The sequence below is a fragment of the Microbispora hainanensis genome (assembly GCF_006874475.1).
Lineage (GTDB): Bacteria > Actinomycetota > Actinomycetes > Streptosporangiales > Streptosporangiaceae > Microbispora > Microbispora hainanensis.
The window spans coordinates 47061-62081 of the sequence record NZ_VIRM01000056.1; the positions used below are offsets into that span (position 1 = coordinate 47061).

The 15021-nt window shown below is 70.7% G+C and carries 16 protein-coding genes and 1 tRNA gene; 6 read left to right on the forward strand and 11 right to left on the reverse strand.

Annotated elements, in window-relative coordinates:
• Positions 1 to 15 precede the first annotated feature (15 nt).
• The 6 genes from FLX08_RS33010 to FLX08_RS33030 form a co-directional block, all read right to left on the reverse strand.
• A complete protein-coding gene (locus tag FLX08_RS33010) occupies positions 16 to 1404 on the reverse strand; it encodes a GH1 family beta-glucosidase (RefSeq protein WP_244313083.1) in 1389 nt (462 codons plus the stop codon).
• The gene (locus FLX08_RS33015) at positions 1401 to 2225 is read right to left on the reverse strand and encodes a carbohydrate ABC transporter permease (protein ID WP_142624176.1); all 825 of its coding nucleotides are present in this window, start codon (positions 2223 to 2225) and stop codon (positions 1401 to 1403) included. The genes FLX08_RS33010 and FLX08_RS33015 overlap by 4 nt, the downstream gene beginning before the upstream one ends.
• Positions 2218 to 2595, reverse strand: a complete 378-nt coding sequence (locus tag FLX08_RS43305) for a carbohydrate ABC transporter permease (protein WP_425280658.1) — start codon at positions 2593 to 2595, stop codon at positions 2218 to 2220. Before FLX08_RS43305 ends, FLX08_RS33015 begins: the two co-directional genes overlap by 8 nt.
• 39 nt (positions 2596 to 2634) lie before the next feature.
• On the reverse strand, positions 2635 to 3240 hold the full coding sequence (locus tag FLX08_RS43310; RefSeq protein WP_341874366.1) for a carbohydrate ABC transporter permease: 606 nt from the start codon (positions 3238 to 3240) through the stop codon (positions 2635 to 2637).
• A gap of 87 nt (positions 3241 to 3327) precedes the next feature.
• The gene (locus tag FLX08_RS33025; RefSeq protein WP_142624177.1) at positions 3328 to 4629 is read right to left on the reverse strand and encodes an ABC transporter substrate-binding protein; all 1302 of its coding nucleotides are present in this window, start codon (positions 4627 to 4629) and stop codon (positions 3328 to 3330) included.
• A gap of 254 nt (positions 4630 to 4883) precedes the next feature.
• Positions 4884 to 5891: an AraC family transcriptional regulator gene (locus tag FLX08_RS33030; protein ID WP_142624178.1), complete on the reverse strand. Its 1008-nt coding sequence runs from the start codon at positions 5889 to 5891 to the stop codon at positions 4884 to 4886.
• A gap of 167 nt (positions 5892 to 6058) precedes the next feature.
• Here FLX08_RS33030 and FLX08_RS33035 point away from each other — a divergent pair, with 167 nt between their 5' ends.
• The 4 genes from FLX08_RS33035 to FLX08_RS33050 all read left to right on the forward strand — a co-directional run bounded on the left by FLX08_RS33035 (position 6059) and on the right by FLX08_RS33050 (position 10214).
• Entirely contained in the window at positions 6059 to 6562 is a 504-nt protein-coding gene (locus FLX08_RS33035) for an anthrone oxygenase family protein (protein WP_142624179.1), read from the forward strand.
• A 39-nt stretch (positions 6563 to 6601) separates the two neighbouring features.
• A complete protein-coding gene (locus FLX08_RS33040; protein WP_142624180.1) occupies positions 6602 to 7138 on the forward strand; it encodes a PadR family transcriptional regulator in 537 nt (178 codons plus the stop codon).
• Positions 7135 to 8514, forward strand: a complete 1380-nt coding sequence (locus FLX08_RS33045) for a DHA2 family efflux MFS transporter permease subunit (RefSeq protein ID WP_208761808.1) — start codon at positions 7135 to 7137, stop codon at positions 8512 to 8514. The genes FLX08_RS33040 and FLX08_RS33045 overlap by 4 nt, the downstream gene beginning before the upstream one ends.
• Positions 8515 to 8819: 305 nt before the next feature.
• Positions 8820 to 10214: a glycoside hydrolase family 16 protein gene (locus FLX08_RS33050; RefSeq protein WP_142624181.1), complete on the forward strand. Its 1395-nt coding sequence runs from the start codon at positions 8820 to 8822 to the stop codon at positions 10212 to 10214.
• Positions 10215 to 10277: 63 nt separating this feature from the next.
• On the opposite strand, the gene FLX08_RS33055 is transcribed toward FLX08_RS33050, so the two are convergent.
• Both FLX08_RS33055 and FLX08_RS33060 read right to left on the reverse strand, forming a co-directional pair.
• Complete coding sequence (locus FLX08_RS33055; RefSeq protein WP_142624182.1) at positions 10278 to 10865, reverse strand: hypothetical protein; 588 nt, start codon at positions 10863 to 10865, stop codon at positions 10278 to 10280.
• Positions 10866 to 11166: 301 nt separating this feature from the next.
• The gene (locus FLX08_RS33060) at positions 11167 to 11760 is read right to left on the reverse strand and encodes a TetR/AcrR family transcriptional regulator (RefSeq protein ID WP_142624183.1); all 594 of its coding nucleotides are present in this window, start codon (positions 11758 to 11760) and stop codon (positions 11167 to 11169) included.
• 82 nt (positions 11761 to 11842) lie between these two features.
• On the opposite strand from FLX08_RS33060, the gene FLX08_RS33065 reads away from it, so the two are divergent.
• Positions 11843 to 12550 (forward strand): alpha/beta fold hydrolase, encoded by a 708-nt coding sequence (locus tag FLX08_RS33065; RefSeq protein WP_142624184.1) that lies wholly within the window; start codon positions 11843 to 11845, stop codon positions 12548 to 12550.
• Here the strand turns inward: FLX08_RS33065 and FLX08_RS33070 are convergent, their stop codons facing one another.
• Positions 12551 to 13171 (reverse strand): LysE family translocator, encoded by a 621-nt coding sequence (locus FLX08_RS33070; RefSeq protein ID WP_142624185.1) that lies wholly within the window; start codon positions 13169 to 13171, stop codon positions 12551 to 12553. It lies immediately after the preceding gene.
• 74 nt (positions 13172 to 13245) lie between these two features.
• A complete protein-coding gene (locus FLX08_RS33075; protein WP_142624194.1) occupies positions 13246 to 13614 on the reverse strand; it encodes a response regulator transcription factor in 369 nt (122 codons plus the stop codon).
• A 149-nt stretch (positions 13615 to 13763) separates the two neighbouring features.
• On the opposite strand from FLX08_RS33075, the gene FLX08_RS33080 reads away from it, so the two are divergent.
• A tRNA-Arg gene (locus tag FLX08_RS33080) sits at positions 13764 to 13835 on the forward strand.
• Positions 13836 to 13871: 36 nt separating this feature from the next.
• On the opposite strand, the gene FLX08_RS33085 is transcribed toward FLX08_RS33080, so the two are convergent.
• On the reverse strand, positions 13872 to 14447 hold the full coding sequence (locus FLX08_RS33085; protein ID WP_208761809.1) for an integrase core domain-containing protein: 576 nt from the start codon (positions 14445 to 14447) through the stop codon (positions 13872 to 13874).
• Between the last annotated feature and the right edge of the window lie 574 nt (positions 14448 to 15021).

The window sequence follows — 15021 nt, forward strand, 5'->3', positions numbered from 1 at the left end:
GACGGGCAGTATTCGTCAGGCACTCCCCAGCCCGTTGCGTTCGATGACGTCTCGATACCACAGCGCGCTGTCCTTGGGAACGCGTCGCTGGGTCTCGAAGTCGATGTACACGATGCCGAACCTCTTGTGATAGCCGTAGGCCCACTCGAAGTTGTCCAGGAGCGACCATACGAGATAACCCCTCAGGTCCGCACCAGCGGAGATCGCGGCGTGCGCCGCCCGCAGGTGGCCGTCGAGGTAGCCGATCCGGTCGTCGTCGTGCACCTCGTCACCCGTGAGGTGGTCGTCGAAGGCCGCGCCGTTCTCCGTGACGAGCAGCCCGACGTCGGGGTAGTCGCGCGACAGCCGTACGAGCAGGGTCTCCAGGCCGGACGGCTCGATGGGCCAGTCCATCGCGGTCGTCGGGCCGGTCGGCGGCTCGAACCGGATGCCGTCCGTGCCGGGGAAGGCGGGGTTCGCCGGCTCGCCGGGCGCGGCCGACACGAAGGACGGGTTGTAGTAGTTGATGCCGAGCAGGTCGATCGGCTGGTTGATGACGGCCAGGTCGCCGTCCCGGATGTGGCCGAGGCCGCCGTGGCGGGCGGCGATCTCCAGCACCTCCTCCGGGTAGCGCCCCCGCAGCGCCGGGTCGAGGAACTGCCGGTTCATCAGCGCGTCCACCCGCGCGGCCTCCTCGTGGCCGTCCGTCTGGATCACGGGGGAGAGGTTGAGGGTGAGCGCGATCTCGGCGGCCCCGGACGCGCGCAGGGCCCGTGCCGCCAGCCCGTGCCCGAGCAGCAGGTGGTGGGCGGCGCGGAACGCGGCGGCCGGGTCGCGCCTGCCCGGGGCGTGGACGCCGGAGCAGTAGCCGAGGAAGGCGGCCACCCACGGCTCGTTCAGCGTCGTCCAGGTGCCGACGCGGTCGCCGAGCCGCTCGTGCACGACGGCGGCGAAGTCGGCGAAGCGCTGCGCCGTGTCCCTCGCGGCCCAGCCGCCGGCGTCCTCGAGCGTCTGCGGCAGGTCCCAGTGATACAGCGTGGGGTAGGGCGTGATGCCGTGGGCGAGCAGTTCGTCCACCAGGCGGTCGTAGAAGCCGAGGCCTGAGGCGTTGACCCGTCCCGCCCCGGTGGGCAGGACGCGCGGCCAGGCCACCGAGAACCGGTAGGCCGCCAGGCCCAGACCGGCCATGAGCCGTACGTCCTCGGCGTAGCGGTGGTAGTGGTCGCAGGCGACGTCGCCCGTGTGGCCGTCGGCCACGTTGCCCGGGACCTTGGAGAAGGTGTCCCAGATCGAGGGACCCCTGCCGTCCTCGGCGGCGGCGCCCTCGATCTGGTAGGCCGCGGTGGCGGCGCCCCAGACGAAGCCGTCAGGGAAGACCATCGTCGACGATCCGGTCCCCCGAGTGGCCGTGGTCGTCGCCGTCATCCCTTCACAGCTCCCTGCATGATGCCTCCGATGATCTGTTTGCCGAGCAGGACGAAGACGAGCACCAGTGGCAGGGTCGCCACCGCCGTGCCCGTGAGGCCGAGCGTGAAGTCGCGCACGTAGCCGCTGGCGAGCTGCGACAGCGCCACCTGCACGGTGGGGTCGTCCGGGGTGAGCACCACCAGCGGCCAGAAGTAGTCGTTCCACGCGGTCATGAACGTGAGCATGCCGAGCACCGCCGCGGCCGGCCGGGCGGCCGGGATCACGACGTGCCAGAACAGCCGGGCCGTGCTGCACCCGTCGATCCGGCCCGCCTCCAGCAGCTCGGTCGGCAGCGCGCGGCTCAGATATTGCGTCATGAAGAACACGCCGAACGCGTTGACCAGCGCCGGGACGATCACGGCGTACATCGTGCCGGTCCACTCCAGCTTGATCATCAGCATGTAGAGCGGGATGATGCCGAGCTGCGCCGGGACCATCATCGTCACGACCGTCATCAGCAGCAGCACGTTGCGGCCGCGGAAGCGCAGCTTGGCGAACGCGAAGCCGGCCAGGGTGGAGAAGAACATCACCGACACGGTGATCGTCCCTGCGACGACGAACGAGTTGAGCAGCGCCAGCGCGAACGGCGCGGTGTCGAACACCCGCTGCACGTTGGCGAAGAAGTTGCCGCCCGGCATCAGCGGCGGCGGCACCTCGGCCAGCGCCGTGTTGTCGTGCGAGGCGACGACCACGCTCCAGTAGACGGGGAACGCCGAGAAGAACGCCACCGCCACCAGGGTCAGGTAGGTGAGCGGACGAGCGCGCAGCGACCTAGGCATCGAGTCCTCCACGCATGCGCCGTACGACGAGGTAGTTGACGCCCACGACCACGACCACGAGCAGGAACATCACCCAGGCCGCCGCAGAGGCATAGCCGAACTCGAAGCTGCGGAAGCCCTTCTCGTACAGGTAGAGGGCCAGGGTCTGGAACTGGCGGTCGGTGCCGCCCGTGACCGCCGCGCCGTTGCTGACCTGCGCGCCGAACAGCAGCGGCTCGGCGATGATCTGCATCGACCCGATCGTGGTGACGATGACCGTGAAGACGACGGTCGGCCGGATCATCGGGAGCGTGATGCCCCACAGCTGCCTGAGGCTGGACGCGCCGTCGAGCGTCGCCGCCTCGTAGATCTCCTTGGGCACGGCCTGCATGGCCGCGAGGTAGATGAGCGCGTTGTAGCCGGTCCACCGTCACATGATCATGACGGCGATGGCCACGTGTGAGGTGGCCACGCCCGCCTGCCAGTCGATCCGGCCGGACCCGAGCCAGTCGAGCACCATGTTGACCAGCCCGAAGTCGCGCCCGAAGAGCTGGCTGAAGATGACGACCACGGCCACGACGCTGGTCACGTTGGGCAGCAGGAGCGTGATGCGAAACAGCGTCTGCGCCCGCAGCGGCCGGTTCAGCAGGTGCGCCAGCACGAGCGCGAGCAGCAGCTGGGGCACCGCGGACAGCACGCCGATCGACAGCGTGTTGAACGCCGCGTTCCAGAAGTAGCCGTCGGCGAACAGCGCCGTGTAGTTGTCCAGGCCGACGAAGGGGTTGTCGCTGCTCAGCAGGTTCCAGTCGTGCAGCGACACCCAGGCCGTGTAGACGAGCGGGAAGACGCCGAAGGCCGCGAACAGCAGGAAGAACGGCGCGACGTACGCGTACGGCGAGGCCTGCCGGTCGAGCCGGTGAAGGACGGAGCGCCGGCCCGACGCCGCTCGCGCGTGCGCCGGGGCGGGCGAGGCGGCCGGTGGGCCGCCGGGGGAGGGCGCCGCGGTCCGCAGGGACCCGCCCGGGGGTGATGCCATGGGAGATCCTCCTCTGGACGGGGCCCCAGGGCCGACAACCCGAGCCGATCGTCTGAGCCGATCGTCTGGGGCCCCGCCTGTGACGGACTACTTGATGCCTTCCACGTCCTTGAGGACCTGGGCCCACGCCTCGTCGGGCGACTGCTTGCCCTGCTCGACCCGGCCGATGCCGTTGCCGACGGCCGTGCGCACGTCGCCCTCGCGGGGGCCGAGGTGCTGCGGCTTGAGGTTCTTCGCGGCGTCGGAGTAGATCCTGCCGACGGGGGCGTCGTTGAAGAAGTTCTTCGTGAAGTTCTGGATGTCCGGCTGGTCGTACAGCGACGGGATCGACGGGAAGTTGCCGATCGCCTTGAACACCGCGGCCTGGTTCTGCGCCGAGGTCAGGAAGTCGATCAGCTCGGCGGCCTCCTTGGGGTGCTTGCTCTGCTTGGGCACCGTGAGGTGGGAGCCGCCCGAGTTGCCCGCGCCGCCGGGCACGGTGGCGATGTCCCACTTGCCGGCCGCGTTCTTGGCCTGGTCCTGGATGTACGCCGTCATCCAGGCTGGGCAGATCACGGTCGCGAACGAGCCCTTGGCGAAGCCGGTGTTCCACTCCGGCGTGAACGCGCCGATCTTGGCGGAGAGGCCCGCGCCGATCATCTGGACCGACAGGTCCCACGCCTTCTTCACGTCGGGGTTGGTGGCGACGACGACGTTGTCCTGCGCGTCGTACACGCCGACCGGGGCCTGGGCGATGATGGCCCGGAAGATCTCGCCGGGGCTGTCGAAGAACTTGGCGCCCTTGGGCGCCTTGGCGGCGAACTTCCTGCCGGTCTCGATGTACTGCTCCCAGGTGGGCCACAGGGCCGACACCTCGTCGCGCTTGCTCGGCAGGCCGGCCTTCTCGAACAGGTCCGTGCGGTAGCACATGGCCAGGCCGCCGACGTCGGTGCCGAGGCCGACGAGCGCGCCGGTGGGGGCGAGGCCCTGCTGCCACTTCCAGTCGAGATACTCGCCCTGGCGCTTGTCGAGGCCAAACTGCTTCAGGTCGTGGAACTTGTCCGGCTGCGAGGTGAACTGGCTGATGTAGCCCACCTCGATCGCCTCGACGTCCGCGGCGCCCGCCCCGGTGGCCAGGTGCGCGGCGAGGTTGGTGTGGTGGTCGGCGTACGCCGCCTGGCGCTCTTCGATCTCGACGTTGGGGTGCGTCTTCGTGAACTCCTCGTAGAGCGGCTTGAAGCCGAAGTCGCCGAAGAGCCCGACGCTGAGCTTGATCTTCTCCGTGGACTGGCCGCCGCCGGTCGTGGAGCCGGACCCGCCCCCGCCGCACGCCGTGAGCGTGAGCAGGGAGGCGGCCAGCATGGGGGCGACGAACCGGACGACCCGGCGGCCCGCGTGGGGAGTGCCCATGAACCCTCCTTGGGTTCCTGTGTATTAATGATCATGAAGAGAGCGCTCTCGCACAAGATTGGGAGCCGGTCGTGAGGCCGTCAAGGGCTGGATCAGTAACGATTCCCGTTATCTGAGGACGGCGTTATGCCTGGTGGAAGCGCTCCCACGGCTATTCGCGCAGGAAGAGGGGCGTCCGGCGCGGGGTGCGTCCTCCTGGACGCATGAGAAAGCGTTCTCTCATGCGGGACCGGGGGAGTGCCGCCCGTGAGGATTCAGCCGGCCGGGTGGCTCAGGGTCTCCCGATAGCGCTGCGGGCTCACGCCGTGTTCCCGCTTGAAGGCCGAGCTGAGCGCGAACGCGGTGCCGTAGCCGACCCGCCGCGCCACGGCCTCCAGCGTCGCGTCCGTCTCCCGCAGCAGGTCGGCCGCCTGCGCCAGCCGCAGCCCGGTCAGGTAGGCCATCGGCGGCTCGCCGACCAGTTTCGCGAACCGCTGGGCCAGCGCGGCGCGGGAGACGCCCGCCCGGCCCGCCAGCTCGGCGACCGTCCAGGGATGCGCCGGGTCGGCGTGCAGCATCCGCAGCGCCGGGCCGACCACCGGGTCGCCGTGCGCCCGATACCACCCCGGCGCCTGCGCGTCCGGCCGGGAGAACCACGTGCGCAGCACGGCGATCAGCAGCAGGTCGAGCAGGCGGTCGAGCACCACCTCCTGGCCCGGCTCGTCCTTGCCGATCTCCTTGCCGAGCAGCGTGACGAGGGAGCCGTCCCAGGAGTCGCCGCGCAGCACCAGCAGCGTGGGCAGCGCCGCCAGCAGCCGCCGGGTGACCGCGCCGCGCATCTGGTAGGTGCCGACGAGCAGCACGGCCGAGCCGTCCGGGTCGTTGCCCCAGGTGCGCGTGCCCAGGTCCATCTCCCCCGACAGGGCGCGGCCGTCCGGGGTGGTGCAGACCTGCCCGGGGTGGATCACCACCTGCGGCGTGGTCGCCGGGTCGTCGGCGACCGTGTAGTGACCGGGACCGCGCACGACCGCCACGTCGCCGGGCCCCACCCGTACGGCCCTGTCCCGTACGGCGCCGTCCTTTACGGCCCTGTCCTTTACGGCGCTGTCCTCTACGGCGGGGTCCTCGTCGGGGGTGATCCACGCCTGGTCGCGCACCATCGCGACCAGGCACAGCGGCGCCTCGTCCTGGATCCGCACCGACCAGGGCGGGCTCAGGGTCGCCCGCAGCAGGAAGGCTCCCCGCGCCCGGGGGCCGTCGAGGAGATCGGCCAGCGCGTCCATGGCCAGATCGTAGACGGCCGGATATGCGGTCGAGCGTCTCGGCGATGTCGCCGGGAGCGGTCCGCCGGTTGACTGATCGCCATGACGACGACAGCGCACAATCCGGTCGCCACCGCCACCGCCACCGCCACAGCCGGCGTCCGCTCCCGGGCCGCGGCGGAGGCGTCATGACGTACCTGCCGGCCGCCGTCGCGGCGGGCCTGTCCACGCTGATGACCGCCGGGATCGCGGGCACGTTCTTCGGATTCTCGGTCGGGGTCATGCCGGGCCTGAACGCCGCGCCGGCCTCCTCGGCGATCGACGCGATGAACGCCATGAACGTCAAGATCCAGAACCCGGTGTTCCTGGCGGCGTTCGTCCTCGCCCCGGTGGCCGCCGCGGGGGCGGGCGGCCTGCTGCTCGCCACCCCTCGCTCCGGCGCGGCCTGGCCGTTCTTCGCTGCGGCCGCGGTGTACGTCGTCGGCGTGCTCCTGATCACGGCCGCCGTGAACGTGCCGATGAACAACGCCCTCGCCGCGGCCGCCCACGGCGACCCGGCCGAGGCCGCCGCCCGGATCTGGGCGGACTACTCGGCCCGGTGGACCACGTGGAACACCTGGCGAGCCGTGGCCGGCGCGGTGAGCCTGCTGCTCATGGGCTACGGCGCCTACCGCTGGGGCCGCGGCGCCTGACCCCTCGACGGTTAATCTAACCTAGGTTATTTTGGACGGGTGTACTCCGACATCGTGATCCTCCGAGGGCTGCTCAACACGCCGAAGCACGGCTACGAGATCAAGAAGTACATCGAGCGCGTCACCGGTGGCCTGCTCAACAACAACACGCTCTATCCCGCCCTGCGGCGCTTCGAGCAGCGTGGCGAGATCGAGAAGGTGGCGGAGGAGACCACCCTGGGCCGTCCGCCGAGGACCGTCTACCGGATCACCGGCAAGGGGCGTGAGCGGCTGGGGGCGCTGCTGCGCACCGCCGACACGACGCTCCTGACGAAGGACGAGGAGTTCCAGGTCAGGGTGGGTCTGTTCGATCTGCTGCCCGAGCCCGACCGCCGCAGGATCATCGAGGTGCGCCGGGAGTGCGTGGAGCACTCGCTGGCGGCGCAGGAGGAGATGGCCGCGGCGGCGGGACACGAGCCGTGGGGTCTGCGCGTCCTCCGCTTCAACATCGAGCGCCATCGCCTCGAGCTGGCCTGGCTGGACGAGCTGGAGGCGGCGCTCCCGCAGCCGTCGCCATCGCCGGGGGAGTCCATGTGACGACGGGCGCCGAGGTCGGCAGGCCCACCCGCCTCATGTCGCTCGGGCTCGTCGCGGGCCCGATCCTGTCGATGGTCGACTCGTCGGTGGTCAACCTCGCGGTGCCCGGCCTGACCCGCGAGCTCGGCCGGCCCCTCGACGTCGTGCAGTGGACCGTGAGCGGCTACCTGCTCGCCCTGGCGGTCGGTCTGGGCCTCACGTCCTACCTGGCCAGGAGGTTCGGGCTGGTTCCGACGTACATCGGCAGCCTGGTCCTGTTCACACTCGCGTCCGCCGCGTGCGCGCTGAGCCCCGACGCCGGCACGCTGATCTGCTGCAGGGCCCTGCAGGGCCTGGGCGGCGCGCCGCTCGTCCCGCTGGCGATCGGCCTGCTCATCGGGGAGGGCGGAGCCGCGACGGGCGCGCGTGGCAGGGTGCCGCTCGCCGCGGGTCTCGCGTTCTTCGCGGCGCCCGCGCTCGGCGTCTCCCTGGGCGGCCTGCTGATCGGCGCGTACGGCTGGCGCTCGATCTTCCTGATCAACCTGCCGATCGGGCTGCTCGCCCTGCCCGGCGCGTTCGCGGCCTGTCGGGCGGGCCTGGGCGTCCGGGGCGACCGCGCCGTACGGCCGGACCTGCCGGGGCTGATCCTGCTGGCGGCCGGACTAGGGCTGGCGACCTATGGAGTCGAACGGGTGGCGGCCCAGGGCTGGGCCACCCCGTCATGGCCGGCCGGTCTGGCGCTCCTCGCCGCCTACGTGCTGTGGGCGCGCCGCCGGCCGCAGGCCGCCCTGGCGCTCGACCTGGTGCGGGACCGGGCGCGCGCGATGACCCTCGCGCTGTGCGCGGTGTCGAGTGTCGTGCTGTTCGCCGTGCTGTTCCTCGCGCCGCTCTATCTCCAGACGATCCAGCACCATTCCAGCCTTGTCACCGGGCTCGCGCTCCTGCCGCAGGGCCTGGCCATGGGACTGTCCGCCCCGATCGGCCAGAGGGTGGCCGAGTGGCGGTCGGTGCGGTTCGCGGTGGTGCTCGGGATGGTGCTCCTGACGGTGACGACCGGGCTGATGGCGCTGTTCACGCCGGACACGCCCGTGTGGCTCACCACGCTCGTCCTGTGCGGACGCGGCCTGGCCATCGGGTTCACGAGCCAGCCGCTGGTGATCTCGCTGCTGGGCGGGCTGGCGCCGGAACGCGTCCCGGACGCCAACACGCTGTTCAGCGTGGCGCAGCGGCTCGCGGGATCGTTCGGGATCGCCCTGCTCGTCACGTTCTTCACCACCCGCGGCGCGGCGACGGGCTCGCCGCTCACGGGCTTCCGCGAGACCGCTCTGGTCCTGGCCGCGACCGCGTTGCTGGGCACGCTGGGCGCGACCAGGCTCCGCCTGCCGCAGGTCTCCTGACATCGATGGCGGGGCGTCGCGGGTCTTCACAGGAAGCAGCCTGGAGAGCGCTCTCTCTTCGCTGCTTACACTGGGTGGCATGTGCTGAGAACGCTCTCTCGGATTTCACAGATCCTCTTGACGCGAGTGAGAGCGAGAGGGGACAGTGTCGCTCAAGCGGTCCGCGATCGCGGTGCGCGGGCCCTCACGACCCTCTCCGGACACCGCCGTCCGGCCCCGCGGACGTTCGCCGTCTCCGCTGCGTGAGGCCACCCGCACCCCCCAATCCCCCCGCCGCGACGACCGGACCGAGGAGAGAGGTACTCATGCGTGTGCTCCACTCCCCATGGCGGCGCTCGGTGCCGGCGCTGCTCGCCGTGGCCGCCGCGGTCCTGGCCCTCGCCGTACGGCCCGCCGACGCGTCGGTGCCCGCGACGCCGTCCGGCTGGTCGCTCGTCTGGTCGGACGACTTCAACGGCGCGGCCGGAACGCTTCCGTCGTCCACCAACTGGATCATCGACACCGGCCACTCGTACCCCGGAGGCCCCGGCAACTGGGGCACCGGCGAGATCCAGAACTACACGGCCGACCCGGCCAACGTCAGCCTGGACGGCTCCGGCAACCTGCGCATCACCCCCATCGGCAGCGGCCAGAACTGGACCTCCGCCCGGATCGAGACCCGCCGCACCGACTTCAAGCCGGAGGCCGGGCGGATCCTGCGGATCGAGGGCCGCATCCAAATGCCCAACGTGACGGGCAACGCCGCCCTCGGCTACTGGCCGGCCTTCTGGGCGCTGGGCTCGCCCTACCGCGGCAACTACCAGAACTGGCCGGCCATCGGCGAGTTCGACATCATGGAGAACGTCAACGGCATCAACTCGGTCTGGGGCGTGCTGCACTGCGGCGTGAACCCCGGCGGGGCGTGCGGCGAGACCAACGGCATCGGCGCCAGCCGGGCCTGCCCCGGCTCGACCTGCCAGTCGGCCTTCCACACCTACCGCTTCGAGTGGGACCGCAGCGTCACCCCCAACCAGCTCCGGTGGTACGTGGACGGCCAGCAGTTCCACAGCATCAGCCAGAGCCAGCTCGACGCCACGACGTGGTCGAACATGACCTCCCACTCCGGCTACTTCCTCCTGTTGAACGTCGCCATGGGCGGCGGCTTCCCCAACGGCGTCGCCGGGTTCTCCACGCCCACCTCCGCCACCGTGTCCGGACGGCCGATGGTGGTCGACTACGTGGCCGTGTGGCAGAGCGGCGCGACCAGCAGCCCGCCGCCGAGCTCGCCCCCGCCGACCGGCGGCGGCGTGGACGCCCGCTCCACCATCCAGGCGGAGAACTACCAGGCGCAGAGCGGCACGCAGGTGGAGACGACCCAGGACAGCGGCGGCGGCCAGAACGTCGGCTACATCTCCAACGGCGACTGGCTGCGCTTCGACGGTGTGAACTTCGGCTCGACGGCGGCGCGGCAGTTCAAGGCCAGGGTCGCCTCCGGCGCGGCGGCCGGCGTGAGCGGCCTTGTACAGGTCAGGCTCGACAGCCCGACGGCGACCCCGATCGGCGACTTCGCCGTCGCCAACACCGGCGGCTGGCAGAGCTGGACGACCGTCCCGGCCAACATCACGCCGACGACCGGCACCCACACCGTCTACATCACGTTCAGCAGCGGCCAGCCGGCCGACTTCGTCAACCTCAACTGGTTCACGTTCGCCACGTCCTGATCCGTCACGCCGTCACGCCCAGGGCGGGGGCCGCTCGGGTCCCCGCCCACGGCCGGGCGTACGTCACTCGGTGGGCTCGACCGTCTCCGGCGACGGCGACCCACCGGGCGCGCCGGTCTCACTGGGCGTGACGGGTGCGGTCGGGGTCTGCGGGGTCTGCCCGGGGGGCACCGTGCCTCCGCCGTGCCCCGGCAGGGCCGGCCGGCTCGCGTCCGCGACGATGATCGCCCGCGGGCTGCCGCCGGTCGTGCCGATGACCCATACCTGGTCGCCCTGCTGGATCCCCTGCAGGCCCTTGTAGTCCGCGACGACCCTGGTCGACTCGTCGACCGTGTAGGTGCGGCCGTCCACCGTCACGGCGCCGCTCCGCACCGATTCCACCGCGCCCGTCTGGCTGGTGAAGGTCTGGTAGTCGCCGGCCCGGCTGTGCTGGCCGGCCGGTCCGAGCCGGAGCAGGGCGAGCTCGGTCATGCCGAACTGCTCGGGACCCGACCGGAGCTGTCCTCCCTGGGCGTACCGCGTCTCGTTCTGGCCCGGTGCGCCCGCGGCGGCGAGGCCGGCCCCGGTGACGACGGTGAGCGCCGCGGCGATTCCGAGGAGAAGCCGGGGCCGCCTGCGATGAGGTTTCGGCGGCTTGCTGGAGATGGTCATCGGTGTGCTCCCTCCACTCCGCGCCGGAGCACGACACGACCACGACCCGGTGCGCATGACACGGTGCGCATGACACGGTGCCCATGACACGGTGCGCCATGACACGGTGCGGCCTGGCGTGGGCGGCGCGGCTGGGATGTGCGCGAATGACGTGAGCGGACGCGACCGTGGCGGGTCGTGGAACGTCCGCGGGAACGACGCGCCGGTGTACGCGGCCGCGCATGGAGCGCGCGCGCCGCGAACCCGTCGCGGAGGGCCCGCCAGTGGCACACCAGGCGGGCCGTCAGATCGATCCTTCCGGTCAGCCGCCGGCTCGCGCCGGTCGGCCCGCCTTGGGATCCTCTGGCCGCCCTACCCCATCGAGTACGGCGTTCACCGCCCGCTCGGTAAAGCCATCGTCCAGAGGCAATTGCCGGAATACCACCCGCAGCCAGACCGCGCCGGCGAGCAAATCCATGATCATCATCGGGTCGGCGGAATCGTCGAGCTCGCCCCGCTTGCGGGCCCGATCGAAGATCGGCTGCTCCCGGGCGAACCGGTCGGCGAAGAAGCCCTTGGCCGCCTCCGCCAGCTCGGGACTGTTGGCGGCCGCGCCGAGCGCCGCGACGGCGATGTCCGCCGCCGGGGGAGTGGTGAGCAGCCAGGCCAGGCCGTCCAGCAGCGCGTGCAGGTCGCCCCGCAGGCTCCCGGTGTCGGGCGCGTCGAAGTCGAGCGTCCGCGCCTCGACCAGCGCCGCGCCGAGCAGGGCGGCCTTCGACGGCCACCACCGGTAGATCGTCGTCTTGTTGACGCCCGACCGCTCGGCCACACCCTCGATCGTGAGGCCCTCGTATCCCTTCTCCGCCAGCAGGCTCAGTGCGGCGTTGAGGATGTCGTCCTTCTTGCGTGGGGCCATGCGGGGAGCTTACTGCAACGCACCGTTGTGTTTTAATGACTTATACAACGCAACGTTGCGTTGCGATGTGAGGAGGTGCGTCATGAGCCTGCCGGTGGTCTTCGTCCACGGCATCCGGCTGAGCGGCACGATGTGGTCCCCGGTGCGGGCGCTGCTGCGGGCCCCGTCCGCCGCACCCGACCTGCCAGGCCACGGCCGCCGCCGCGGCCTGCCGTACGACACGGAGGCGGCCTGCGACGTCGTCGCGGAGACGATCACCGGCCTGGGCGGACGGGCCCTCGTCGTGGGGCTGTCCCTCGGCGGTTACGTGGGCATCGCCACCGCCGCTCGGCATCCGGACCTCGTCGCCGGCCTGGTCGCGATGGGCTGCACGGCCCGGCCGGACGGGCCCATGGCGGACGCCTACCGGCTCGCCGGGCGCCTGGCCGCCCGCAACCCCGCGCTCGCCGACCGGGTGAGCCGCTTCGCGCTGCGCCGGATGCTGCCCGGGGCCGCCGGAGAAGCCATGATCGAGGGCGGGGTGAGCAGCGAGGTCGTGGTGTCCGTCGTCGCTGCGGTCACGGCGGAGGACCCCCTCGCCTCGCTGGCCGCCTACCCCGGCCGGGTCTGGCTGGTGAACGGCGCCCGCGATCATTTCCGGGCCGACGAACTGGCGTTCCTGCGGGCCTGCGCCGACGGCAGCCTCACCCACATCCAGGGCCGGGGCCACCTGACCGTGCTCGCCAACCCCGCCCGGCTGGCCCGCTTCGTCGACAAGGCGGCCGAGGAGGTGTCCGTCCGCGCGGCCTGATCACGCCCGCGCCGTACGCCCGGCCCCGCTCAGCGCGGCGACGAGGGCGAGCGCCAGGTAGATCACGCCAGAGGCGTACCTGAGCGTGCTCGCGCGCAGGCGGCGGCCGAGCGACCCGGCGGTGAGCGCGTACGCGAGGTCCGAGGCCAGCCCGATGACGGCGAGGACCAGCCCGAGCAGGAGGACCTGCGCAGGCACGTCGCCGAAGGGATCCACGAACTGCGGCAGGAATGCCAGGAAGAACAGCACGGTCTTGGGGTTCAGCACGTTGACCACGACGCCTTCGAGGAAGACCCGGCGCAGCGGCTGTGGCCGCGGCTCGTCGCCGCCCGTGCCCCGACCGGTCAGGGCGCGGATGCCGAGATAGGCGAGGTAGGCGACGCCGGCCCATTTCACCGCCGCGAACAGCTCCGCGGACCGTGCGAGCAGATAGGACAGGCCGGCCGCCGCCGCGGCGATGTGGAGCAGGGTGCCCGTCTCCACCCCGAGAGCCGAGGCGACCCCGGCACGGCGACCCTGGGCCACGCCCCGGGCGGCGATGTAGAGATGGTTGGGGCCGGGCACGGCCACCACCGCCGCCGAGGCGGCCGCGTAGACCAGCAACGTCGAGACATCGATCACGCTTGCCGAGGCTAGAAGCCTCGCGGCCCGCACGCCCGGGCCAATCGGCGCCGGCGTCCGTGGACCAATTCGGCTCAGAGCGCGCCGGGGCTCTTGGCCAGGTCCCGTACGATCTGGATCAGCTCGGCCGGGTCGAACGGCTTCGTGAGATAGGCGTCGACGCCGATGTCGTAGCCCCGCCTGCGGTCGTCCTCCTGGGCCCGGGCGGTGATGAGCATGACCTTGATGTGCCGGGTGCTCGGGTCCTCCCGCAGCCGCGTGGCCGTCTCCCAGCCGTCCAGGCGCGGCATCATCACGTCGAGCGTGATCACATCGGGATCCACGTCATGGACGCGGTCCAAGCAGTCCTGCCCGTCGTACGCGGTCTCGACCTCGAACCCCTCCAGGGTCAGGTTGACCGCTATGAGCTGCCGGATGACCTCGTCGTCATCCACGACCAGCACACGTCCCAGAAGCTCGCCCACGGCGGCAAAGCTAGCCAATGAGACGGGGCGGGCGCGCGGTTTTCGCTGATCTACATCCCCGCGCTCCCGGCGGGCCGTAATGATGTCACGAAGGGCCTTCAAGTCCTGGTAGCCTTATCAGCGGTTGAGCCCCCTTAGCTCAGGGGATAGAGCACCGGCCTCCGGAGCCGGGTGCGCAGGTTCGAATCCTGCAGGGGGCACCTTGTGATGTCGCAAGACATCGGAAACCCTCGAACCTACGGGTTCGGGGGTTTCTTTGTGTACTGGGGTTGGTAGTCGCGGGTGGGGTCGATGGTCAGCTCGCGGAGGAGTTCTCCGGTGGTGGCGTTGACCACGCGGACGTGGAGATCGTCGACGAGCAGGATGACGTGGGTTCGGGCGTGGGTTCGTCCGATGCCGATGTGGTGGAGCCGGCCGCTGATCCGCAGGGTGACGACGCCGGTGTGGTCGACGGGGTCGTGGCGGACCCGGGTGTGGGTGTCGCCTTCGCGGCTGCCGGATGGTTGGGCCTTGGGCCGGGTGCTGTAGGCCGTGGCGGGGGTGGCCCGGTGCGGCAGCGACCGGTGGGGGCGGTGGTGGTTGTAGGCGTCGGCGAAGCGGTCGATGAAGGTTTGTAAGTCGCCGATGGTGGTGGGCTGGTCGGGCTGGGCGCGTAGCCATTTTTTCATGGTCTGCTGGAACCGTTCGACTTTTCCGCAGGTGGTGGGGTGGTTGGGGGTGCAGTTCTTCTGGATCAGGTGCAGGCGGCGTAGTTCGCTTTCGAAGGCGTTGCGGCCGCCGCGGCCGCCGGCCAGGCGGGTGGTGAAGACCATGCCGTTGAGTTCCTAATGGATGTCAACCCCGCAGGGTCGTAGCGTGGTGGGTGGACGGGCCAGGCGATGGAGCGCCTTGCGACTTCTTGCTTCGCCGGCCCCTTCCCTTGAAGGCGTCTATGTGGGTGGTGCGTCTGGCTGCGCGTAGGTCCGCCGGGACGGTGTAGCGCTTGACGATGATGGCTCGCGCCTCAGCAGGGTCAACCGGTCGCCCATCGGTGTCGTGCAGGCTGTAGCGCTCTCCTCGCCGTCAGCAGGCCGCTATCCGGGTAAGCAGACTGGTCGCGACGTGACAGATCGCGGAGTTGTGGTGCTTGCCTTCGCTAACCATCAGCCGGTGGTACTTGGCCGCCAGGGCGGGATCAGATCAGAGCAGAGCGTCGTTAGCGTCCACGGGAGTGGTGTGCGGGTGATCTTTCCCCTGGTGTGACGCGAGAGATCCATGTGACAAGGGACGGCCACTTCGTAATCCTTCGATTCGCACATTCAGACACGAAGGGGATGAAGTGGCCGTCAATGACATTGTGCCCGCTGCCGGGGACTACTTCGACGAGACTCTCGCCGCGGCGAGCCT